Source organism: Aeromicrobium sp. Leaf350 (genome assembly GCF_916858655.1).
Classification (GTDB): domain Bacteria; phylum Actinomycetota; class Actinomycetes; order Propionibacteriales; family Nocardioidaceae; genus Aeromicrobium.
On the sequence record NZ_CAKASL010000001.1, the window covers coordinates 1,265,782 to 1,289,312 of the forward strand.

Below are 23,531 nucleotides of genomic sequence, written 5' to 3' on the forward strand. Positions count from 1 at the left end.
CCGTCCTCTTCCGGTGGCACTTGCTACTTCACTCCCCAGACCTCGAGGAACTGCTCACGGAAGTCCTCCGGAATCGCGAGGCTGCTGTCTGCACCCTCCGGCAAGTTCTCCTTCGTCAGCACAGGAGTCGGGTACTCGATCGCCGCGACGGGCTCACCGGTGTCAAGGACTCGCAGGACGGTGTCGACCATGACGTACCCCACGAACGGAAGTGAATTAAGCATCCACATCGAGTTGGTGCCGTTCTTCAGCGCACTGTAGGCCTGCGCATCCGGAGTGATGCCGGTGATCTTCACATCGTTCAAGCCAGCCTGATCCAACGCCGCGCGCAGTCCCGTGGCGATCACGGAGTCCTGGACCACGACGTAGCCGATGGACGGGTCCGCCTGCACCGAGGAGACGATCGCGGTCGTGGCAGCGGGAGTACCGACCTGCGCCAGCGGGAGCTCCTGATACTCGGCGGTGCAGTCCGAGCACGTCTCTTCGTAGCTCGCAACGAAGGAATCACCCATGGTCTTCAAGATGGGGTACGGCAGACCGACCATCAGCGCATTGGTGCTGCAACCCGAGTCATTGAGGATCCAGGCCGACATCGCCCTCGCCTTCAGATCGAAGTTATTGGCCGCGTTGAAGGTGCCGGCGTATCCGGTTGTGCCCTGAGGCTCGACATCTCCCGAACCCACCGCGACGATGACTCCAGCTTCCTCGGCCTTGGCCAAAGACCCGCTGATCGAGTCGAGATTGGTCCCCTGCATCACGATCGCCGTCGGCTTCTCGTCAATGGCCTCCTGCAGCTTCTCGTTCACGTCCTCGACCGAGCCGTCGTGCGAGATCACCTTGCCGGTCCAGCCGATGGCTTCGGCGGCCTCGACCGCGGACTCTGCAGGTCCGACATCGTTCGGGAGACTGCCGACCGCCAGCGCGATGATCGAACCGTCTGCGGTGGGTGCGGCGCCGAGCGCCGTGAACCCCTCAGCGATCTTCGTCGGAAGCGACGCATACTCGGCGTTTTGCTCCGCGGCGGCATCGATGCAGGCCTGATCTCCTCCACCGGACCCGCCACTCGCGCTGTCGCTGCTCGACCCGCAGGCGCTGAGCGCGAGGGTTGCCGTCAGCGTCATCGCCAGCCATCGCCAGCCCGTCCTGTTCAGCGGCACTCGATTCATTCGGGTGTTCCTTTCGTCGTGCGCAGCACCTCTCGGCGCCTCGGATGAGGCACCAGCACCCCCTGATCACGAACGTGACTCGGGTCACGTTGATGAACAGTCGTTACACTAGCCAGCGGCCTCAGCATCGTCAACACAGACGCGTAAATTTGCTGAGCAGCACGTTTCAAACCGAGTCTCGTGATGTCACAATCTTCTGGAACCTCAGCACTAAACGCCCGGCTAGCTCCGCCGCGACCGCGTCTGGAGCGAGCACGACATGGATCCGGCGCCGCGCACTTGAGGATCATTTGTTCGTCACCCAGTGAGGAAGAGCTTCCATCAGGCCGACACCCGACTCGACCAAGTCCACCGGCAGGAGCCATGTTTCCGGGCAATTTCGGCGCATCACGGACCGCTGATGAGCTCGAGCAGAATTCGCGCCGGCGTGCCGTTACCGCTAGTCGCGCCCAGCAGACTTCGTACCGAATGTTCTGCATACATACACATGTGGTGACGATTCTCGTGCTCACGTGATACCAGCAGTATCCTGCAATGACGGATATTTTTGACGCTCAGATGTCGAGCGCAAGACTTTGTCCCGAAGAAGACAGTTGATTCGAACGATCGTTTATACGAGACTGCACCACTGAGAGCGCCCGCAACCGCGGACCGAGAACTCGTCCGACTGCCATCCATGGCACCCGGCATCCAGTGACAGGACCGCATGTTGATGACGACAGCATCCGACCGAGACTCGATCGAACTTTCCTCGTACATCCGCGCCGGCGACATGGTCACGTGGGGTCAAGCGGCAGCCGAGCCCTCGGCTCTGATCGAGATCCTGATGGCGCAGAGGCGTCAGCTCGGCGGCATCAGGTGCTTCATCGGCATCACGAGCTCCGAAGCCATCACTGCCGACTGTGCTGACCACATCGAGTTCTCGAGCTTCACCGGCGGTCATGGATCGGCACGAAGCCTGAGCGACCGCGGCCTGCTGCGTATCCATCCCGTTCCGTACTCCAGCGTTCCTCGCCTGCTGAGCCACGGGGAGTCGAAGGTCGATGTCCTGCTCCTCCAGCTCGCACGGACAGCCGAAGACGGCGTCTTCAGCATCTCGGCTGCGCAGGACTACCTGATCGCCGCGCTGTCATCGGCCCGAGTCGTGATCGGCCAGGTCAACGCCCGAGCCGCTGCCACGCACGGCGACCGCACGATCGCGGCATCCGAGCTCGCCGCGATCATCGAGGTGGACGATCCAATCCCGAGCAGCAAGCCGCAGCCACCGTCGACTGTCGATCGCGCGATCGCGGCCGAGGTCGCATCGTGGGTCGAAGACTTCTCCACCCTCCAGATCGGGATCGGCCGTATTCCGGACGCCGTTCTCGAGCTCTTGCGCGACAGGAACGACCTGTCCATCCACTCCGGGTTGTTCAGCGAAGCGATGGCGACCCTCGTCACCTCGGGCGCGGTGAGCAATGCCCACAAAGGACGTGACCACGGCGCAAGCGTGGCGAGCTTCCTGCACGGTGGCCAGGACCTGCTGGACTTCGCCCACGCCAACCCGAGTGTCCAGCTCCGGCGGATTGAGTACGTCTACGACCCGGCTGTCCTCGCGAGCCTGCCGCGATTCGTTGCCGTCAATTCAGCCCTCGAGGTAGACGTGACGGGCCAGGTCAATGCCGAGTCCGTGGCTGGCCGATACGTCGGAACCGTCGGCGGTGCCGGCGACTTCCTGAGAGCGGCAGCACACTCGGACGGCGGTGTACCCATCATCGCTCTGCCGTCTGCCACTCGCACCGGGTCTCGGATCGTTGCTGCGCTCGACGGTCCCACCAGCACCGCGAGGTGCGATGTGGGCGTGATCGTCACTGAGCACGGCAGCGCCGACCTGAGAGGACTCCCGATCCGGGAGCGGATCGAGCGCATGATCGCCATCGCTCATCCCGATCACCGAGACGCCCTTGCGGACCAAGCCCAAGGCCTGAGGACCTGACCAGAAGATCAAGAGATACGGAGTGAGTGCAGTGAAGCGTGCAGCGATTGTTTCCCCCTTGCGTACACCTGTCGGCAAGTTCGGAGGTGCCCTTCGGGACGTTCCCGTCGAAGACCTCGCCGGAACCCTGTTCAAGGAGGTCATCGCCAGAACTGGTATCGACCCCCAGCGAATCGACGACGTCGCCATGGCGCAGTCGTATCCGAACTCGGAGGCGCCGTGCATCGGCAGATGGGCAGCCCTCCACGCCGGACTCCCGATCGACATTCCCGGATTTCAGATCGATCGCCGATGCGGCAGTGGACTCCAGGCGATCGTCACCGCGGCGATGATGGTCCAGACTGGGGCTGCCGATGTCGTGCTGACGGGCGGCGTGGAGAGCATGTCGCGTATCGAGCACTACTCCCCGAACATTCGCTGGGGCCAGCGGTCCGGTGACGCCCATCTGTACGACCGCATCGTGCGCGGGCGTGAGAGGTCGCAGCCAGAGCACCGGTTCGGCTACATCTCCGGAATGCCCGAGACCGCAGAGAACCTTGCCATCCAGTACGACATCGGTCGGGAGGCGTCGGACGAGTTCGCTGCTCGTAGTCAGCAGCGTGCGGCCGCGGCGTGGGAGAACGGACTGTTCGCTGAGGAAGTCGTGCCGCTGAGCGTGCCCCAGCGTCGGGGTGACGACGTCGTCGTCGACCGCGATGAAGGCATCCGCGCAGACACCACGATCGAGACACTCGCGAAGCTGCCGGTAGTTCGACCTGGCGGGACCGTCACCGCTGGCAATGCCAGCCAGCAGAACGATGCCGCCGCGGCATGCCTGATCGTCGCGGAGGACAAGCTCGATGAGCTCGGCCTCGAGCCCATCGGATTCCTCGTCGACTGGGTCGCGGTCGGGTGCGAGCCGGCGACCATGGGTATCGGGCCTGCCCCTGCAGTCCGGAAGCTCTTCCAGCGCACTGGCGTCTCCTACGACGACCTCGACCTGATCGAGATCAACGAGGCGTTCGCCGTGCAGGTTCTCGCCGTGATGGCGGAGCTGGGCTGGGAGGACCCCTCGAACATCAACGTCAACGGCGGTGGAATCTCACTCGGTCACCCCATCGCCGCGACCGGCGCACGCATCATGACCACCTTGATGCACGAGATGAAGCGCCGGGATGCCCGCTACGGGCTCGAGACGATGTGCATCGGCGGCGGACAGGGTATGGCGGCACTCTTCGAGTCCGCATAGCCCCGAGCAGACACACGAATGCGTGATGCCCTTCTGAGATCTTCAGAAGGGCATCACGCATTCCTGGTGATGACTACGGGGGCGTGTCGCGGAGGGCCGCTTCCCATCGACGGGACCTCCATGATGGTTCGCGCCGGCCAGCGTTCCGCGTACCGCGTCACGATGGATCTCGGCGCTTCACCACTCCTGGTAGATCGGGTCGTCAGGCGCCCAGTCGCCGAACTGTCCCTCGCCCTCGCGCAGCCACGACCAGTCCGGATCTGCAGTGACCGGGCGCGACCAGTCCCACGTGACGGTCCGGCGGAGGATCTTCCATTCCGAGCCACGTCGCTCGTAGAGGTCCTTGTATCGGCCCGCCGTGTGGAGCTCGCCGTCTGGCGTGCCCTCCACCTCGCTCTTGAAGATGGCGATCCCCCGGAAGTAGAGCTCCACCTTGGCTCTCGGACCGTCGATGTCAGCAAGGAAATTCCCGACGATGTGGTGGGTCCTCACCAGGTTCGACCGCATGCCGCAGACGAATTCGCACCACTCCGGCCCCGTTCCCTGAAAGTTGCCGTGGTCATCGGTGGAGTCCGGCCAATAGGTCGACATCATCAGCTCGTAGTCGAGCCTGTCGACAGATTGCACGTACCGCACCGCGTTCTCGTGGATCTTCGCTCGATCGATGACGGCGTCGATCTCCCTTGCTCGAATCAGCTCTGAGCTCTCCGGATTCGAATCTGACATGGAACACACTTCCTCACTCGTTGTTCGTGGTTGCGGCGTACTGCAGAGAGTTGAGTGCCGAGCAGTCGGTCGACGTCCTCAGGCCTGACCGTCTCCGACTTCCTCGGCCTCGATCAGGAACGGCAGCACTCGCTCGGCCACGTCCGCCGGCGAGTTCTCGCAGTAGAACATTCCGAAGGTGTCGTCCACGTGGGAACGGCTTGACGGGACCAAGCTGTGCGAGCGCAAGTGCACGTCGAGGGACGCATCGAACTTCCCGATCAGGAAGAAAAGGGGCCGGGTGGCCGACACGAGCTTCGCCATGGCGTCGTCGGTGAACACCGCCCTGTAGGCCCAGCTCCAGTCCTCTCCGGACTTGAGCATGGTGTGGACCACACGGTTCTTGATCTCAGCGGGGAAATCGAGGTAATGGGGTTCAAGCGTGAGAGCTCGGGTCCAGGCGGCCATGATCTGCGCGCCTTGAGTGGATGGCGGGTTGGGCCACACGAGAGAGTCGAGGTAACCGAGGCCTTCCGCCTCCGTCACGGCCACCATGCCATTCAGTGTCGCGCTCAGTGCGCGCTCGGGATGTCGGTGCACCAGTTCCAAGGCGATCGAGGCACCGGTGTGGTGCCCGAACGTGTGGAACCGCTCGAAACCGAGCTGGTCAAGCGCCTCGAGCATGATCCCGCTGATGAACTCGATCGTGGGCTCGCGGTCAGTCCGGAAGCTCTCGCCGTAGTTGGGCGTGTCGAAGGCGACGGTCGTGACTCGGCCGGCCAGTTCAGTCATCACGTTCTCGAACGACTCAGAAGTGTCTGCCGTCATGTGGAAGAACACCAGCGGCGCACTCACCGGCTCAGAAGTCTGCGACATCCGAAAGTGCACTTGCCCGTGCGACGTGTCGACGTAGCCCTTGGTGATCACGAGTTCTCCTTGAAGATCTGCCAGAAACGTTGATGTCCAACCGGAGTCGCGGAGCAGCGTCGCGCCGTGAGCGCGACGTTCTCCTGCTGCCGCACCGTCACGTATGCCTCGGTCATCGCTGACCACGACGGTCGAGCACATGTGAGCACGGCTAACCGCAGGCGTGGTGGTCCCAACCGAGCGTCGCGGCATGCCATTTGCGTCCGGCACCGTGCTTCATATCGGTCCGGATTGAACGATTGTTACGATACTGATCGCATTATGTGAAGTCAATGAACTAGTCGGGCCCCCGTGAGATCTGCCTCGGCAACCTCATTTTTCACCATGAAAGACAGGGTTATCGATCCGTCGAAGTCCAGGGGTGTGGTCGACGCCCCTCCACACGACCCCCAAGTTGACGTTTGGACTTGAATGAGCGTTCCACCTACCGTAATGTGCGTCACACCACATTTATGGGAGGTTCTCCGTGCACCAATTCGATCCGCTCGAGCTCAGGGTGGCCCTGCGGAACTGGCCCACCGGCGTCTCCGTCATCACGACCACGCATGAGGATCAGCCGGTCGGGGTAGTGGTGGGATCGTTCAGCTCCGTGTCGCTGGCACCGCCGCTCGTCGGCTTCTTCGTCGGTCAGACTTCAACGACCTGGCCGTCGATCGAACAGTCGGGAACGTTCTGCGTCAACGTCCTGTCCTCGTCGCAGACCGGCCTGGTGCAGATGTTCGGAAAGCCTGCAGCTTCGAGATTCGATGAGATCCGCTACTCGGCCTCGAGCCTTGGCGATCCGGTCATCGTCGGCTGCGTCGCCTCGATCGGATGCCGCATCGAGGATGTGACGGACGCGGGCGATCACTTTTTCGTCACGGGCCGAGTCGTCGATGTCGCCACAGATCCGCTGCAACAGCCCCTGCTCTTCGTCCACGGGGGCTTCAGCAAGCCGCGAGCGCTGGGTCAGGCGAACCCTGAACTCCCCTGCGCTTCCGTCTCGGAACTGGCCGATCTGTCTCAGCTCATCCTCAACTGAGCAGACAGGACATCCTCTGCAAGACCCCAGCGACCGGCGCGCGATGCCTCCGTCCTGGCACTCCCGTCACCCTCTGGACGTTCGGTCCTGAGCATCAAACAGAAAGCATGATTCATGGACAAGCAGGTACATCTCGCGGCGTTCGTCAATCCGTCGCACATGTCTCACAGCCACGCCAGCTGGAGGCATCCCCGCAGTCGCAATGACTTCCTCTCGCCCAAGCTGTGGCAAGACATCGGGCGAACGCTGGAACGCGGGCTCTTCGATCTTCTCTTCGTCGGCGACAGCCTCTCGATTCCCACTCGTTTCGGGGGAGGCGTCGACCGGGCCGTGGAACGTGGAACCCAGGCCGCAGTGATGATGGACCCGATGGTGATTCTCTCCGTCGTCTCGGCAGCGACGGAGCGCCTCGGACTCGCCGCCACAGCTTCGACCACCTACTTCAACCCGTTCGATGTCGCCCGTCGGTTCAGCACTCTGGACCACATGAGTCAAGGCCGATCCGGCTGGAACATCGTGACCTCCATCGGTGAGGGAGATGCCAAGAACTTCGGTGTCGACGAGCACCTGCCCCACGACGTTCGGTACGACCGAGCCGAAGAGTTCGTCGAGGTCGTCCACAAGCTGTGGGGTAGCTGGGACAAGGACGCCCTAGTCGTCGACAAGGACTCCGGGCAATTCGCCCGTCCTGGCTCAGTGCGGCCGATCGATCACTCGGGTCAGTGGTTCTCGGTGCGCGGACCGCTGAACGTGCCCCACTCGCCGCAGTCGCGTCCTGTGCTCATGCAGGCTGGATCCTCAGGGCGCGGGCGAGACTTCGCCGGGCGGTGGGCCGAGGCAGTCTTCGCTGTCGACCCGACGCCCGAAGGAAGGAAGAGCTTCTACAAGGACATCAAGGATCGCGCTGAGACCTTCGAACGCGGGCGAGGTGACGTCAAGGTGCTCCAGGCGTTCATGCCGTTCGTCGCCGAGACCGATTCCATGGCGAACGAGATCTACGCGTATCACAACGAGCTCGTTGATCCGGCGGACGGCCTCGTGGTCCTCTCCAACCAGATGGACCACGACTTCTCCCAGTACGACCTGGACCAGCCACTCGTCGATGTCGACGTCGAGGGACAGCAGGGAATGTTCGCCGTCCTCCAGCGTCTGAGCAAGCGCGACAACCTCACGTTGCGGGACGTCGGTCGCATGTACGCCGAGTCGGGACTGGTTCCCCCCCTGATCGGGTCGCCGGCCAGCGTCGCAGACATGGTCGAGGAGATGATCGACGGCGAGGAGACTGACGGCCTGATGCTGATCGCTGGCCACTCGCCGGGAACCTTCACCGACTTCGTCGACCTGGTGGTTCCCGAGCTCCAGAAGCGCGGCCGGTTCCGCAAGGAGTACGCAGGGCCGACGCTCCGCTCGCACCTCGGACTGGGCGAGCCGACCCTTCACCTTCCGCCCACCCGAGGGTGAGGGTCGCGATCCGCGCTCCGTATCCGAAGCCATCCAGACGCTGATGGACCCGCCACCTCGGAGGTAGCGGACTCATCGGCCACCAGGATGCACGTCCACGGCCGGCCTCGGTGGTCCGGAGGAAACTCCAGACCACCGAGGCCGGCCGCACCTGTTGATCAGGCTGGAGATCGCCTGAACTCGTCCCAGTCAGGTCGTTCGGCTCTCGATGAAGTGCGTCCGCCCAGCCGGCCAAGCCAAAAACCCTTGGCTGGCGGGCGCGACGGGCGGCATCGCGAAGGCATGCCCGCTCACGGAGGCGCCCGCTCAAGGCACGAGCAAGCGCTGCCCGGGAGGCAGGTGGCCGAACTACTCCGAGACGTTGCCGGCCCTGTCGAGTGCTTGGATCGCCTCAGCGACGATGCGCGGGATCAGGTCACCCACCGAAGGAATGTCGTCGATCAACCCCTGCACCATTCCCACACTCCAGACGCCTGCCTCCGGGTCCCCGTTCTCATAGACCGTGCGCCCTCGCGCCCCGTTGACGAGATGCCGCACGTCTTCGAACGCCCCGCCATTGGAGAGAATATCGACGACTTCCCCGCTCACACTGTTCTTGTGCACGCGGGACGTGTTGCTCAGCTGACGGAAGATCAGCTCCGTGTCATCCTCCGACGAGGACACGATTCGCTCCTTGATCGCGTGGTGGATCGGTGACTCGAGCGTGCACATGAACCGCGTGCCCATGTTGACTCCGTGCGCGCCCAGAACGAGCGCCGCCGCGAGACCTCGGCCGTCAGCGAAGCCACCCGATGCGATGACGGGGATGTCGAGCCGTCGAGTCGCTGCCGGGATCAGCACCAGCCCCGGCACGTCCTTCTCTCCCGGGTGACCGGCGCATTCGAAGCCGTCGATACTGACACTGTCGACTCCGACTGCCTGAGCTTTCAACGCATGGGCGACCGACGTGCACTTGTGGATCACCTTGATCCCGTGCTCCTTGAACTGAGCCATGTGCGGCTCAGGGTTTGCGCCTGCCGTCTCCACGATCTTGATGCCCGAGTCGACGATGACCGCACGAAACTCGTCGTAAGGAGGTGGAGTGATCGTCGGCAAGATCGTGAGGTTGACTCCCAGCGGCTTGTCGGTGATGGCCTGGGCCTTCTTGATCTCGTCTGCCAGGGCCCGCGGGTTGGGCTGCGTGAGCGCAGTGATCATCCCCAGGCCGCCGGCCTGGGAGACAGAAGCGGCGAGCTCAGCCCGCCCGACCCACTGCATGCCTCCTTGAACGATGGGATGTTCGATCCCGAAGGCCGTGGTGAAAGGCGTCGACAGACGGTTGCCACTCATGTTCTTCCTCATCTGATCAGTGCTCCGCTGTGATTCCGACGGGTCACGTAGTCGCCCGTCCTGCACAGCGGGAGAAGGTCACTTGCTAAGCAAGCAGGGACTTGCTGATGATCGACTTCATGATCTCGCTCGAACCGCCGTAGATTCGCGTCACCCTCGCGTCCGCGTAGAGCCGCGCGATGGGGTACTCCATCATGTAGCCGTAACCGCCGTGGAGCTGCAGGCACTTGTCCACGACCCTCGCCTGGAGCTCCGTGCAGTGCAGCTTGACGATTGCAGCGTCCGTCGCCGACAACGTCCCACGTGAGTGCTCGTCCAGTGCTCGGTCGATCAGCGCCTGGCCCGCCTCGATGTCGGTGGCGCACTCGGCGAGCACGAACTTGGAGTTCTGGAACGCCGAGACCGGTGTCCCGAAGGCGCGACGTTCCTGCGTGTACTCGACGGTTGCCGCCAGGGCGGAGTGGGCAGACGCCACCGATCCGACAGCAATGGAAAGTCGCTCCTGCGGGAGGTTGTGTCCGAGGTAGGCGAAAGCCTCACCCTCATCACCGAGCAAGTTCGATCCGGGGACCCGCACGTCGCTGAAGAAGAGCTCGGCCGTGTCCTGGGCCTTCAATCCGAGCTTGTTCATGTTCGGCCCGACCGAATAGCCCTCGCGGTCAGCCTCGACCACGAACAGCGAGAGTCCTGCTCTTCTCGCATCCGACTGATACGGGCTGGTTCGCGCGACCACCAGGACGAGGTCAGCATTGACCCCTCCGGTGATGAACGTCTTGGAGCCGTTCAGCACCCAGTCGTCGCCGTCCCGCTCGGCACTGGTGCGAATTCCGGCAACATCCGAGCCCGTCCCCGGTTCCGTGATGGCGATGGAGGCCATCAGGTCGCCGCTGGCCATTCCCGGGAGCCAGCGCTGCTTCTGCTCGTCGGTTGCGTAGCGCAGGAAGTAGGGGAGCACGATGTCCATGTGCACCCGAAGGGCGCCGAGGTTGACCAGGGCGTACATGGACTCCTCGGTCAGAACTGCCGAGAATCTGTAGTCGTCCTGACCGCCACCGCTGTATTCCTCGGGGACGGCCATTCCCAGAACGCCCATTGATCCCAGCTCGCGGTAGAACTCCTTGGGAACCTTGCCGGCGGCCTCCCATTCGATGAAGCGAGATGCCACCGACTCCCGGAGGAACTCGCGCATCACCCCCCTGAAGTCGTCCTGCTCCTCAGTGAAGACACGGCGCTGCAAGCTGACCCTCCTCGCCGATCCACCGTCGCGCACTTGACGGGGCGCTCACAGGGCCTCGATCACGGTGGCGTTCGCCAGACCGCCCGCTTCGCACATCGTCTGCAGACCGTAACGGCCGCCGGTGGACTCCAGCGTGTTCAGAAGAGTCGTCAGGATTCGAGTTCCCGATGCTCCCAATGCGTGTCCGAGGGAGATGGCACCGCCGCGGGGATTGAGCTTCTCGAGATCGGCCTCCAGCTCGGTGGCCCACGCCAGAGGCACGGGCGCGAACGCCTCATTGACCTCATAGACATCCAGATCTGCAATCTTCATGCCGGCACGGTCGAGCACCTTGCGGGTCGCCGGGATCGGACCCGTCAGCATGTACAGGGGATCGTCGCCGACGACCGAGAAGGCATGGAATCGTGCGCGCGGCTTCAACCCCAGCTCCTTGGCCTTCAACTCACTCATGATGAGCACCGCGGAGGCGCCATCGGTCAGGGGTGAGGAGTTGCCGGGAGTGATCTTCCACTCGATCTCCGGGAAGCGCTGGGAGATCGCTTCGTCCTGGAACGAGGGCTTCAGGCCCGACAGTCCCTCGATCGTCGTGGCGGAACGAATGGTCTCGTCCGCCGACACGCGACCTCCGGGCGTCTCCACGGAGAAGATCTCGTTCTCGAAGCTGCCCGCGTTGGCAGCCTCCGCTGCACGCTGATGAGATCGGAACGAGTAGTCGTCCAGCTGATGCCGACTGAACTTGTACCGGGCGGCGATGAGCTCGGCGGCAACCCCCTGATTGACCAGACCCTCCGGGTAACGCTTCTGCAGCAGATCGCTCGACCCGACGGCACCCTTCCGCGCCGCCAGGAGGGGGACGCGGCTCATCGACTCGACGCCGCATGCGATGACGATGTCGTAGGAGCCAGCCATCACGCCCTGCGCTCCGAAGCTGGCCGCCTGCTGGCTTGACCCGCACTGTCGATTGACCGTGGTTCCCGGCACCGTGTGGGGATAGCCAGCCGCGAGCCATGCCGTGTGGGCGATGTTTCCGGACTGGTCGCCGACCTGCTGGACGCATCCGCCGATGACGTCATCGACGAGCGCCGGGTCGATTCCGGTCCGCTCGATCAATGAGCGGAGAGTTTCGGCGAGGAGGTCGACGGGGTGGACATCTGAAAGTGCTCCACCCGGCTTTCCACGTCCAGCGGCGGTACGGACGGCATCAACGATTACTGCGTTCTCCATGAGAGCTCCTGACAAGAGTGATTGATTCAGCGGACGGCCATGCGGATGGCGCCATCGATGCGGATCGTCTCCCCGTTGATGTAACGGTTGTCGACGAGGTGGAGCGCCAGGTCGGCGAACTCCTGGGGATCCCCGAGGCGGGCCGGGTTCGGGACTGATGCAGCGAGCGAAGCCCTGATGTCATCGCGCAGTCGCCCCAGCAGCGGCGTGTCCATCAAGCCGGGAGCGATCGTGTTCACGCGGATTCCCTTGCGGGCCAGATCACGTGCCGCGACCAACGTCATTCCCACGATGCCTGCCTTCGAGGCGGCATAGGCGGTCTGGCCGATCTGGCCCTCGAATGCCGCGACCGAGGCCGTCAGGACGATGACCCCGCGCTCAGACTCCACCGGCTCGTTCTCGGCCATCACTGCCGCAGCTGCTGCAGAGACGTTGAAGGATCCGACCAGGTTGGTTTTCACCACGGCTTCGAAGAGGGCGCTGTCCCCCGGGCGCCCCTCCTTGTCGACCAGGCGGACCGCGCCACCACGGCCGGCGGTGTGGACGACGGCTCGGAGCGGCGCGATGCTGTTCGCCTTCTGCACGGCGGCGTTGACCTGCTCAGGTTCGGTCACGTCCGTCTCGACGAAGGTGACGCGGTCTCCGAGCTCATCCGCGAGAGATGATCCCGGCGACTGTGCGAGGTCCGCGATGATGACGTGGGCGTTCTGCTCGAGAGCACCCTTGACCGTGGCAAGCCCGAGGCCTGAGGCGCCTCCGGTGACCAGTATTGATTGATCCTGCAGCTTCATGTTCGATGTCCCATCGTGAGATTTGAATGAATGTGGTCAAACGTCAGCGGCCGAGCCACACCGGAGCACGCTTCTCGCGGAAGGCGAGCGCGCCCTCCTGCGCATCGGCCGAAGCGAAGACCGGCGACGCGACCGTTCGGCCGTCCTCGAACGCCTCGATCTGGGTCCACGCGGCCTGCTTGGCGATGATTTCCTTGGTGGCGCGGACGGCGAGTGGTCCGTTTGCTGCGATCCGTCGAGCAAGGTGGTGAGCCGCTTCCAGAGCGCCGCCCGCCTCGGTGAGCTCGCTGAGGAGCCCGTGTCTGTGGGCTTCGTCTGCCGTCAGCGGATCACCGGTGAGCGCCATCGTCATGACCACGGAGTAGGGCAACGTCTTGGGAAGCCGCAGGAGCCCGCCCGCCGCGGCGACCAAGCTGCGCTTGACCTCTGGCAGTCCGAAGCGAGCCGACGTCGACGCCACGATGATGTCGGAAGCGAGGGCAAGCTCGAATCCTCCAGCGAGCGCCCACCCCTCGACTGCGGCGATCAGCGGTTTGGCAGGAGGCTTCTCCGTCAGCCCTCCGAACCCTCGGCCCGGAAGAGTGGGCTTGTTGCCGGCCAGGAATCCCTTCAGGTCCATGCCTGCTGAGAAGGTGTCACCGGCTCCCGTCAGGATGCCGACGGTGAGCGAGTCGTCGTTGTCGAGGCGATCCATCGCCTCTGCAATTCCCTCTGCCACCTCATGGTTGATCGCGTTCTTCACCTCGGGCCTGTTGATGGTGACGGTCAACACACCGTCAGCGTCGGCCTCGGTCAGCACTACGTCCGTCATTGCACTTCGCTCTCCGCCGCGGCCATGACCGCGCCTTGGTGTTTCGATGTAGAGGGCACTTGGCGAGCGTGAGCGCTCAGGGCCCATCCGCCCGTGTAGAGCGGATCAGTCCGGTCGGCGAATGCACGACGCGCCTCGAAGATGTCGGTGGAGGCCGCATTGACGGCTAGCGCTTGCGCCTCGGCGGACAGGGCCTGTGCGTGCGAGCTCGTCGATCCGTGGTTCACCAGGTCGAGTGACTGCGCCAGGGCCACGGGCGGCATCTGAGCAAGCTCCCGGGCGAGGTCCGCGACCAGCGGATCCAGCTCGTCTGGCCCGACCGCCCAGTTCACGAGACCGCGATCGAGCGCCTCCTCCGCCCCGACGAATTCGCCGAGGAGCGTCAGACGCTTCGCGTGCTGCATGCCGACGGCGCGAGGGAGGGTCCACGACAGACCAAAGTCGAGAGAGAGGCCTCGCTTGCTGAACATGGTGGAGAACCGAGCGGTGGAGTCGGCGGCCACGAGGTCACATGCCAGGGCCAGGCCCCAGCCGGCGCCGACGGCGTTGCCACGAACCATCGCGATCGATGGCTTCCCCAAGTCATGAAGCAGTCGAGCAGCCTCGCCGACGAGCCTCATCGATCGGTACGGGTGCTCGTGGGCCGGCACGCCGCCCAGAGCTGCTCCTGCGCAGAAGCTCGGTCCGACGCCCGTGACGATCAGGACGCGAACCTCGTCGTTCTCACGCACCGAACGCAGTGCGTCAACCAGCTGGAGCCAACCAGCTCCGTCCATCGCATTGTGTCGCTCGGGGGCATTGAGCTCGATCTTCGCCACGGCCGACTCGACCGTGAGCACGACCTGTTCAATTCGAGATTCCATCGCTTCGCCCCTTCCTTTCGACTCCATCGGGCGCGCGGTCACATCAGTCGGCCGCCGCCGACCTCGAGCACGGCGCCGGTCATGTAGCTGGAAAGGTCGCTCGCGAGGAAGAGCACGACACCCGCGATCTCGCTGGGCTCCCCCGCTCGCCGCATGGGGATGGTCGTCTCTCGCTCGGCGAGGGCCTCGGCGGACATCGCAGCAGTCATCGGGGTGCGAATCAGGCCAGGCTGAATGGCGTTGACGCGGACGCCGTGATGCGCCACTTCCTTCGCACCGGCCTTCGTCATGCCCACCACCCCGGCCTTGGCGGCGCTGTAGTTCGTCTGGCCCGGGTTCCCCGACTTGCCCGACAGCGACGACATGTTGATGATCGATCCGGACTTCGCCTCTCGCATGATCGCCGAGGCGGCACGAAGCCCCAGCCACGTGCCACGGAGGTGCACCGTGACCACGGCGTCGAAGTCCTCGACGGTCATCTTCTTGAGCGACGCATCCCGCGTGATACCGGCGTTGTTCACCCACACGTCGAGGCGTCCGAGGGCCGTGGCGGCAAAGTCTGCCACCGCCGCGACACTGTGCTCGTCGGTGACGTCGCACTGCATGCCGACCGCGTCAAGGCCGGACCCCAGCTGGGCCGCCGCGTGCTGAGCGGCGTCCAGATCGATATCTGCGATGACGACTCGTGCTCCGTGCTCTCGCAAGAGCTTCGCGGACGCAAACCCGATGCCCTGGGCTGCTCCGGTCACGACGGCGGTACGCCCCGCGAGACTGGTGCTCGGTGGTGCTGATGTCATGGTGAGCTTTCTTTCCATAATTGAGGACGTCGCACTAGCGCGGCCGTAGTCCGCGCTGTGGTCCGTCAGGTCGTTGACCGGCCTAGAGCATGGAGCTCAGCAGGCTGGCAATCTCTTCTTGCGAGAGGTCTCTTCCGACCGATCCCTGCTCGTTGACCTGATCGGTCAGCGCGGGCACGGCTCCTGCGAGGTCTGCTTCCGAGATGTGTTCGTCGAACTCGGTCAGGCTCGTCGGCACGTCGAGCTCGCCGATCAGGGCAGCAATCGCGTCAACTGCTGCGTGGGCACGAGTGCGGTCACTCCCCGGAGCTGCTCCGACGGCATCGGCGATACGACCGAATCGGGCCGGGAAGTTCTCTGCCATGAACCGGGCAGCGTGGGGCAGCGCGATCGTGGACGTCACGCCGTGCGGGATTCCCCACCGGTAGCCGATCTTGTGTCCGATTGCGTGGGACAGCCCGTACCGGGTGTTGACGGCCAGCAGGTTCGACAGGCTGGCGCCCGTCTGAGCCATCGCGCGATGGTGGACACGCTCAGTTCCCGAAGAGCCGACGGACGGGGCAAGGTGCGTGAAGAGAACCTGGAGGGCCTCCTCGGCCAAGGCATCCGTGAAGATGTTGGCGTGTGAGGAGTACAGGGCCTCAATCGCGTGATCGATCGCCTTCACACCTGAGCTCAGCCACAGGAGGTCAGGCGTGGCCTCGGTCATCGCCGGGTCATGAATGATCGCCACCGGCCCGAGGGGGTATCCGATGACGGCAAACTTCGACCCGTCGTCCGCCGTGATGGCCGTGGCCGAGTTGTACTCGCCTGCCGAGAGGGTCGTCGGGATCGCAATGTGCGCCAGCAGCGGTCCGCTGAAGTCCTGAGAGCGCTTCTCGTAGTAGGAGACGGATGTCTCGGTGGTGACGTCGCGACCTGCGAGAACTGACGCAACGGCTGCCTTCGCCGTGTCGATGGCGCTTCCACCGCCGAGGCTGATCACGCAGTCGGCGTCACCCCTGACGATCTCGTCGACGACATCCCTCACGTCTTGAGCCTTGACGTGTTGCGATGCGCCTCGGTACACGCCGACGAGGCGATCCCCCACGATGTCGATGACCCGGTCGAGGAGGCTCGACGCTCCGAGAGACTTGCCGGTGACGATGACGCACCTGCTCCAGCCGTTCTGCTCGAGCTCGAGCGCCAAGGACTCCGCCTTGCCTTCTCCGAAGTAGATCCGGCGGACGTTCTCGAGGTCCAGGAAGCCCTGCATCGAATCCGTCATGTCAATCCCTCCCTCTCCTGAACACAGCAGTCACCGCGCAGACGTGCCGGCAAAGCCGAACAGCTGCCCGGCAACGCGGCGCATCTGGATCTCTTCCGATCCCTCGGTGATGCGATACCGCCGGTGGTGCCGATAGATGTGCTCGAACGGCAGATGACGGCTGTAGCCCATACCACCGTGAACCTGGATTGCTCGGTCGGACGCTTCGCAGACCAGGCGATTGGCTCGGTAGTTGCACATCGACACCTTGTCGGAGACCTGCATGTGCGACTTCTCGTCCAAGTCCTGGGCGGTGGAACGCACCAGGCCGCGGATCAGAGCGGCGTCCGTGTGCAGCTCGACGAGCGGGTACTGGATCGCCTGGCGCCGCGAAAGCGGCTGGCCGAAGGTGACACGTTCCTTCGAGTACTCGACGGAACGATCGATGCAGTACTGAGCTGCGCCAAGGCTCGACGCGGCCTGCCGAATCCGATTCTCGTGCACGAATCGTTGAGCGATGGCCAGCGCCTCGCCCTCCCCGCCCAGCATCGTCGAGGCAGGTACTCGGACGTCGCGGAGCTCGACCTCGCCGTGGTCCGTCGGCATGTTGAGGGTCCACCAGTAGTGCGACACGGAGAAGCCAGGAGTGTCGGTCGGCACCAGAAATGCGCTGATGCCCCTGGCGCTGCCACCCTCACCAGAAGTTCGCGCGAAGATCAGGTCGTGCGTCGCTCGGTGAACCGCTGTGTTCCACCGCTTCGCGCCGTTGATGATCCAGTCGCTGCCGTCCTTCACCGCCACCGTCTCGAGCCACGTCGCGTCGCTCCCGTGATCCGGCTCCGTCAGACCGAAAGCCGTCACCCGCTCGCCGGTGATGAGGGCCTCGCCGAACTCGGCCCTCTGCTCGTCCGTACCGAACTCGTTGATCAGGAGGAGGCCTGGGAAGTTCCCGATCACCGAGGACTCGTTCTGCAGGTCGTTGTGAAGACCCAGACCACGATGGGCCAAGTACTCTCTCACCACAGCCATCGCAAGGTTCGTGCCGTCAGAGCCCCCCAGCTCCTTCGGCAGCCCGTAGCGGAGGAAGCCGGCCGCGTCAGCGCGACGCTTCATCTCCTCTAGCAGTTCCTCCCACTCCGGACGCGGAAGGCCGTCACGGTCGAAGTCCGTGCGGGCCCATTCGCGGCGGTGGTCGAAAAAACGAATGTTGTCATCCGCGTGCATCAGTGGATCGATCTCGCGCTGAATGAACTTCTCCAGAGATTCACACAGGGAAACGATCTCTTCCGGCAGCTTCGCGGTATCCACAACATCTCCTTATTTGAACAACTGTTTTTGGACGATACGACTTCGCTGACACGAAAGTCAACCGTGACTTGAACAATTGTTCTGCGCGAGGCATGATGCTCCTATGCCGAAGCTTGTGACTCCGCGCGAGACGCCATCAACGACCGCCACGCTCCCCAGTGACGAGCCCACTGCAGCCCTTCTGATCTCTGCCGCAGTGGAACTGATGTCGAAGCGCGGATACCAGGCCACCTCGGTCCGCGACCTGGCGGAAGCCGCCGGCACGAGTCCCACGGTGATCTACCACTACTTCAACTCGAAGCACGATCTGCTGCTGACCATCCTGAATCGCAGCATGGATCGCCTGCTCGAGGGTGCTGAACAAGCGTTGTTCGAATGCTCGAACGATCCTGCGGAGCGTCTGAGCGCACTGGTCGAGGTGCATGTTCGGCTTCACGTGAACGCACCGCGCGAAAGTCTGCTGGGTAACACGGAGCTCCGTTCGCTCGAGCCGGAGGCCCGCGGCGTGATCATCACCAAGCGAGACGCGCACCAGCGCCTGTTCGACCGAACGGTCAAGCACGGTGTTGAGATCGGCGTGTTCTCGACGGAGTACCCGGAGGAGGCTGCACGAACGGTGACGGCCTCGTGCCGCTCCGTTGCGACGTGGTACCGACGCGACCGCGAGCTGTCGGTCGACCAGATCGTCGAGCGCTACCAGAGCCTGATGCTCAACCTTGTAGGTTTCCGCCGGTGAGGTCGACGGACACCGTTGACGGCGGGACATCGTTCGATCAGGCCTCGATGGCCGACAAGGCGCGGCTCCTCGAGGGCATCTTGGTCGGCGCAGGAGAGCTTTCGGGCCCGGTGAGCCGTCTTCGACGCCTGTCCGGCGGCGCCAGCCGGGAGACGTGGGCGTTCTCGGCGGGTGAGCGCGACCTGATTCTCCGCCGAGACCCGCCCACCGTCGCCGACCGGTCGACCATGGATCTTGAGGCGGACTGCCTGCGAGCAGCTGCCGGTGTGGGCGTGCCTGTTCCTCAGGTACTCGCCAGCGGGGCTGCCGACGGCCCACTGAACGCATCGTTCATGATCATGAACCATGTGTCCGGCGAGGCCGTTCCGCGTCGGCTCCTTCGCGATCCCGAGTTCGCCGTCGCCCGCCAAGCGCTGGCCCGAGAGCTCGGCGTCATTCTCGGTCGCATCCACTCGGTCCGACCGGACACCGTGCCTGCACTTCCGGAGTCAGATCCCCTGACCGACATTCGGACCGAGCACGATGCCTACGGTGAGGCCAGGCCGGCGCTCGAGATCGCGTTCCGGTGGCTGGAGGACAACCGCCCGGATCCACTGCAGCGAGTGCTCGTGCATGGCGACTTCCGCAACGGCAACCTTCTCGTCACTGGTCAGAGCAACAACGGGTTTCACGTCAACGCTGTCCTCGACTGGGAGATGGCCCATGCAGGTGACCCGCGAGAGGATCTCGGGTGGCTCTGCGCGAAGGCGTGGCGCTTCGGATCCGAGCGCCCCGTGGGTGGTTTCGGATCACGAGCCGACCTTCTCGACGGGTACTCCTCCATCTCCGGTCTTCAGTTCACTGAGGACGAGCTGCTGTGGTGGGAAGTTCTGGCCACTGCCACGTGGGCGGTCATCTGTCGACGCCAAGGGGAGTACTTCCTCGGCGGTGGAAATCCGACGATCGAGAAGGCGGTGATCGGCCGCCGTATCGCGGAGGCGGAGCACGACCTGCTCGTCAGCATCGGCGGGATCTCCGCGACTCAGCTGACCGATCCCCTTGACGTACACATCACCGGGAGTACCTCGCTGGTCCCGCACGGTCGACCCAGCGGTGACGATCTCCTGGCTGCGGTGCACCGATTCCTGATCGATTCTGCTGCTCCTGAGCACAAGTTTCACGCACGCGTAGCGGCGAACGCTGTTCAGATCGCGCGACGGGAGGCGCTGCTCGGGCACGAGCTCCACGAGGCGCATGTCCACCGCCTGGCACTGCTCGGGTGCGCGACCGATCAGGAACTCGTCGAGTCGATCAGGTCCGGAGCGCTCGAAGATCGCTGGATCGAGCTCATCGACATCGTGGGCCGTTCGGTGTCGGACAAGTTGCGGGTCTCGAACCCCTCGTACCTGAGCCAGCCGGCGTAGCGACGCCGCTCTGTCGGCCCCGGTGCCCACGACGGCATCCCGAGATTCTGACCTCGCGATCTGAGCCTCGTCCAGCGAACGGGGAGGCGCACGGCGGCGCTCCATCGCGGGCTTTCGCCATGTCGCACGTGGGCAGTGTCTCAACCCTTCGCTGACGTCATTGCTGGGAAATGAGGAGCCCTCGGGCGACGGTTTCCCGTCACCCGAGGGCTTCGTACCAGCTCAGCCGCTGCGTGGTCCAACCTCTCAGCGGCTGAGCTGCTCGCGGGTCAGATCACCCGATCCCGAACAGCCGCGGGACGGCCAGCGTGATGTCGGGGACGAGAATCAGCAGTGCCAGTCCGACGACCATCACGAGGAGGTAGCCATAAGCGGGGGCCAAGGCCTTTCGCAGATCCGCTTTCAAGATGGTCGCGGCGAAGTAGTAGCCCGCACCGATGGGCGGCAGATTCCCGCCGATCATGACGGCGATGAACATCAGGATCGCGTAGTGAACGGGATCGACCCCGAGAAGCAGTGCCTGTGGCATCAGCAGAGCCGGAAAAACCAGCAGGGCCGCCATACCTTCCATCAGCATCCCCAGCGGGATGAGAGCCATGACGGTGAAGAACAGGAACACGGTGGCGCTGCCGCCAGAGGCGTCCGCCATGGTGCGACCGATGCTCTGCGGGATCGAGGCGAATGTCGCGAAATGGACGAATCCCGAAGCCGTGGCGACGATGAACATGATCATGCCCGTCATGACGCAGGTCTCGATGCCGACCTTCCAGAGGGCACGCAGCCGCAGGCTCCGGTGGATCAGCATCTCGATGACCAGTACGTACAACACCGCGAGCGCTGACAGTTCCGTGGGGGTTCCCCAGCCGCCGACGATCCCGCCCAGCACGATCAGCGGCAGGCCGAACGCGAAGAGTGCCGCCTTGACCGCGCGCGCCCTCGAGCTCCAGTTTGCTTTCTCCCTGCGCGGGACGCCCTTGATCACTGCCCGCACGTAAACAGCAGCGAACAGGAAGAACCCGAGCGCCAGGGCCGGCAGGAACCCCGCGATGAAGAGTGTCCCGACCGAGATCTGGGCCCCGGCCGCGACGACAATGAGACCGATGCTCGGTGGCACCGTCGCGCCCATGACACATGCAGCGATCAAGATGCCGGTCGACTCCTCGCGAGACCACCCGTCCTCGATCATGGGCTCGCGCAGCACGGTTCCCACAGCTGCCACGTCTGCGGCCTCTGAGCCGCTGACCCCAGACATGCCGTACATGCTGCCGACCATGGTGTGAGCCACGCCGCCGCGGATGTGGCCCAGGAAGGCTCGGAAGACCGAGATGAGTCGACCGGTGCTGTCTCCAGATTCCATCAGCAGCCCGGCAGCGATGAAGAAGGGAATCGCCGTCAGGAGGAACTCAGCGGTATCTCCTGATGCTCGTCCGGCCATTCCCTCCAACGTATGAAGACCATCGGAGGACCACAGCACGCCGAGGGATGCCAGTCCGAAGCAGAAGGCCACCGGAGTGCCCAGAAGAAGCAGGACCAACATGACGACCAAGAAGGTCAGGAATGCTGTCCTCAGGTCCTGGAGATCGAGGAACAGCGCGTGTGCGAACAGGAGACCCGCCACGAAGATCGCAGAGCACAGTCCCCCGACAGCCACCGACTTCAGCGGACGTTTCATCAGGAGGTCCGCGCTGTAGATCAACATCAGGATCGCGCCAGCGATCAGCGGTATGGCCATGACGCTCAGCGGGATGGGCAGTCCGATGACGTTGCCCTCGGAAGCTCGGAAGTCGAGGACTCCCGCGTATCCCAGGACCGCCATGAAGGCGGCGCTCGACCAGATGGTGAATGAGTCGATGATGGAGACGACGCCGGAGGGCATGTAGTCCAGCAAGAGTCGCAAGGACCGGTGCTCACCCCGATGGAATGCCGTTGCCGAGCCCAAGAACACCAGCATGGACACGAGGTATCCGGTGACTTCCAGCCCCCAGCCCACTCCGATGTCAAAGCCAAACCTGAGTACAGGGATGGCCGCGACCAACAAGATGGCGGCGAGCAGGTGCGCGAACATCAGGAGCTCGGCGACCTTCTCCACCATGCGCAGCCGCGGATGCACCCCGGGTACCATTCCGAGCTGTGGGTCGGTCGACTCAGAAGAGGCGAGTTCCTCCAGGCTCGCAGCCAGTCCACCACCTCGCGTCGCAGACGGGCCGGCCAGATCCGCCTGCGTCCGCTCACCCTGCCTCACTGGGCCGCCTTCACCTTCTCGGCCTCATCCCTGAGCGCGTCGTACGTACCTGCGCCGTAGACCGAGTCGTAGTCGGGGAGGAAGTCCTTCTCGACGGCCTCGCGGAACGCCTCGATGTCAGGTTCGATGATCTCTCGCGAGTCGGAGCCCTCGAACTCTGTCCGGTACTCGGCCTCCTTCGCGATCGTCTCCTCCGTCAGCTGATCCCCCGCGTCGCGGAAGGCACTCTGGAGAACCTGCTGGTCGTCGGTCGAAAGCTTCGACCACGTTCGGTCGCTGATCGTCAGCGCGTTGAGCGGGATGCCGACGGGGATGTCGACGAGGTTCTGAAGAACATCATCGAACTTCGCCTCATAGAGCACAGGGAAGGAGAGGTACGCGCAGTCCGCGACCCCCGTTTGGAAGGCCAGGTAGGCCTCGGGGAACGGGATGGGGACCGCCGTGAAGCCCATCGCCTCAAACTGGTCGACCTGATTCTGCGTCTGCGCGATTCGCATCTTCACACCCGAGGCAGAGTCAGGGTCGGTGACCTCAGCGTTGCAGAAGATGGTGAAGGTCCCGGTGTACCAAGCGTCGACGAGCCTGACTCCCAGCTCTTCCTTCATCGGATCCCATACCAAGTCGTTCGCCACGTCTCCACGCATGGTCTCCTGCATCACGATCGGGTCGTCGAACAGGAACGGAGCCGCTTGGATCGCCAGGCTCGGCATCTTCGACTCCGGCAGCGTGCCGGCGCGCATGTCGAGGCTGCCTTCCTGAAGCGCCTCGTCCATCTCGGAGTCTGATCCGAGCTGACCCGCGGGGAACACCTGGATCTCGACCCGGCCATCCGTCTCGTCCTCGATCTGCTCGACCGCGCGCATGATCGCTTCGTGCTGAAGGCTGCCCTCGGCGAAGACATGGCCGAAACGCAAGGTGATCGTTTCACCGCCGTCCGAGCCACCGGAGTTTCCTCCGCACCCCGCAGTGGCGAGCGTCAAGCAGATCAGAACCATCGTTACACGACGAGTTCGATTGGCCCAGTTGGTGACAGTCATGGAGATCGTTCATCTCTTTCCTGA

Annotated in this window: 20 protein-coding genes; 6 read left to right on the plus strand and 14 right to left on the minus strand. The window is 64.0% G+C overall.

Annotated elements, in window-relative coordinates; translation table 11 throughout:
* Positions 1-23: 23 nt before the first annotated feature.
* Positions 24-1,166 carry a substrate-binding domain-containing protein gene (locus LO931_RS06425; RefSeq protein ID WP_229052453.1) on the minus strand — a complete coding sequence of 381 codons (1,143 nt, stop codon included), beginning with the start codon at positions 1,164-1,166 and terminating at the stop codon, positions 24-26.
* 706 nt (positions 1,167-1,872) lie between these two features.
* Between LO931_RS06425 and LO931_RS06430 the strand changes: the two genes are divergently transcribed.
* Positions 1,873-3,141 (plus strand): acetyl-CoA hydrolase/transferase family protein, encoded by a 1,269-nt coding sequence (locus LO931_RS06430; RefSeq protein ID WP_229052454.1) that lies wholly within the window; start codon positions 1,873-1,875, stop codon positions 3,139-3,141.
* Between the two features lie 22 nt (positions 3,142-3,163).
* On the plus strand, positions 3,164-4,369 hold the full coding sequence (locus tag LO931_RS06435) for an acetyl-CoA C-acetyltransferase (RefSeq protein ID WP_229052455.1): 1,206 nt from the start codon (positions 3,164-3,166) through the stop codon (positions 4,367-4,369).
* A 177-nt stretch (positions 4,370-4,546) separates the two neighbouring features.
* Here LO931_RS06435 and LO931_RS06440 read toward each other — a convergent pair whose 3' ends face one another.
* Both LO931_RS06440 and LO931_RS06445 read right to left on the minus strand, forming a co-directional pair.
* Positions 4,547-5,095, minus strand: a complete 549-nt coding sequence (locus tag LO931_RS06440) for a nuclear transport factor 2 family protein (protein WP_229052456.1) — start codon at positions 5,093-5,095, stop codon at positions 4,547-4,549.
* Between the two features lie 78 nt (positions 5,096-5,173).
* Complete coding sequence (locus LO931_RS06445; RefSeq protein WP_229052457.1) at positions 5,174-6,001, minus strand: alpha/beta fold hydrolase; 828 nt, start codon at positions 5,999-6,001, stop codon at positions 5,174-5,176.
* Positions 6,002-6,467: 466 nt separating this feature from the next.
* Here LO931_RS06445 and LO931_RS06450 point away from each other — a divergent pair, with 466 nt between their 5' ends.
* Both LO931_RS06450 and LO931_RS06455 read left to right on the plus strand, forming a co-directional pair.
* The gene (locus tag LO931_RS06450; RefSeq protein ID WP_229052458.1) at positions 6,468-7,022 is read left to right on the plus strand and encodes a flavin reductase family protein; all 555 of its coding nucleotides are present in this window, start codon (positions 6,468-6,470) and stop codon (positions 7,020-7,022) included.
* Positions 7,023-7,136: 114 nt separating this feature from the next.
* Complete coding sequence (locus tag LO931_RS06455; RefSeq protein ID WP_229052459.1) at positions 7,137-8,483, plus strand: LLM class flavin-dependent oxidoreductase; 1,347 nt, start codon at positions 7,137-7,139, stop codon at positions 8,481-8,483.
* A gap of 348 nt (positions 8,484-8,831) precedes the next feature.
* Here LO931_RS06455 and LO931_RS06460 read toward each other — a convergent pair whose 3' ends face one another.
* From LO931_RS06460 to LO931_RS06500, 9 genes are all read right to left on the minus strand, one after another.
* Entirely contained in the window at positions 8,832-9,812 is a 981-nt protein-coding gene (locus LO931_RS06460) for a nitronate monooxygenase family protein (protein ID WP_229052460.1), read from the minus strand.
* A gap of 85 nt (positions 9,813-9,897) precedes the next feature.
* The gene (locus LO931_RS06465; RefSeq protein WP_229052461.1) at positions 9,898-11,049 is read right to left on the minus strand and encodes an acyl-CoA dehydrogenase family protein; all 1,152 of its coding nucleotides are present in this window, start codon (positions 11,047-11,049) and stop codon (positions 9,898-9,900) included.
* Positions 11,050-11,094: 45 nt separating this feature from the next.
* Positions 11,095-12,273 (minus strand): thiolase family protein, encoded by a 1,179-nt coding sequence (locus tag LO931_RS06470; RefSeq protein WP_229052462.1) that lies wholly within the window; start codon positions 12,271-12,273, stop codon positions 11,095-11,097.
* 26 nt (positions 12,274-12,299) lie between these two features.
* A complete protein-coding gene (locus LO931_RS06475; RefSeq protein WP_229052463.1) occupies positions 12,300-13,064 on the minus strand; it encodes an SDR family NAD(P)-dependent oxidoreductase in 765 nt (254 codons plus the stop codon).
* Positions 13,065-13,107: 43 nt separating this feature from the next.
* On the minus strand, positions 13,108-13,875 hold the full coding sequence (locus LO931_RS06480; RefSeq protein WP_229052464.1) for a crotonase/enoyl-CoA hydratase family protein: 768 nt from the start codon (positions 13,873-13,875) through the stop codon (positions 13,108-13,110).
* On the minus strand, positions 13,872-14,738 hold the full coding sequence (locus tag LO931_RS06485) for an enoyl-CoA hydratase/isomerase family protein (RefSeq protein ID WP_229052465.1): 867 nt from the start codon (positions 14,736-14,738) through the stop codon (positions 13,872-13,874). Before LO931_RS06485 ends, LO931_RS06480 begins: the two co-directional genes overlap by 4 nt.
* Before the next feature lie 38 nt (positions 14,739-14,776).
* Positions 14,777-15,553: a 3-oxoacyl-ACP reductase FabG gene (gene fabG, locus LO931_RS06490; RefSeq protein ID WP_370636076.1), complete on the minus strand. Its 777-nt coding sequence runs from the start codon at positions 15,551-15,553 to the stop codon at positions 14,777-14,779.
* 64 nt (positions 15,554-15,617) lie between these two features.
* Positions 15,618-16,802, minus strand: coding sequence for an iron-containing alcohol dehydrogenase (locus LO931_RS06495; protein WP_229052467.1), 1,185 nt, complete (start codon positions 16,800-16,802; stop codon positions 15,618-15,620).
* Positions 16,803-16,832: 30 nt separating this feature from the next.
* On the minus strand, positions 16,833-18,089 hold the full coding sequence (locus LO931_RS06500) for an acyl-CoA dehydrogenase family protein (protein WP_229052468.1): 1,257 nt from the start codon (positions 18,087-18,089) through the stop codon (positions 16,833-16,835).
* A gap of 103 nt (positions 18,090-18,192) precedes the next feature.
* Between LO931_RS06500 and LO931_RS06505 the strand changes: the two genes are divergently transcribed.
* Complete coding sequence (locus LO931_RS06505) at positions 18,193-18,825, plus strand: TetR/AcrR family transcriptional regulator (protein WP_229052469.1); 633 nt, start codon at positions 18,193-18,195, stop codon at positions 18,823-18,825.
* Positions 18,822-20,228 (plus strand): phosphotransferase family protein, encoded by a 1,407-nt coding sequence (locus LO931_RS06510; RefSeq protein WP_229052470.1) that lies wholly within the window; start codon positions 18,822-18,824, stop codon positions 20,226-20,228. Before LO931_RS06505 ends, LO931_RS06510 begins: the two co-directional genes overlap by 4 nt.
* 274 nt (positions 20,229-20,502) lie before the next feature.
* Here LO931_RS06510 and LO931_RS06515 read toward each other — a convergent pair whose 3' ends face one another.
* Together LO931_RS06515 and LO931_RS06520 are read right to left on the minus strand one after the other, a co-directional pair.
* Complete coding sequence (locus tag LO931_RS06515; protein ID WP_229052471.1) at positions 20,503-22,338, minus strand: TRAP transporter large permease subunit; 1,836 nt, start codon at positions 22,336-22,338, stop codon at positions 20,503-20,505.
* A 128-nt stretch (positions 22,339-22,466) separates the two neighbouring features.
* Positions 22,467-23,507 carry a TRAP transporter substrate-binding protein gene (locus tag LO931_RS06520; protein ID WP_229052472.1) on the minus strand — a complete coding sequence of 347 codons (1,041 nt, stop codon included), beginning with the start codon at positions 23,505-23,507 and terminating at the stop codon, positions 22,467-22,469.
* Positions 23,508-23,531 lie beyond the last annotated feature (24 nt).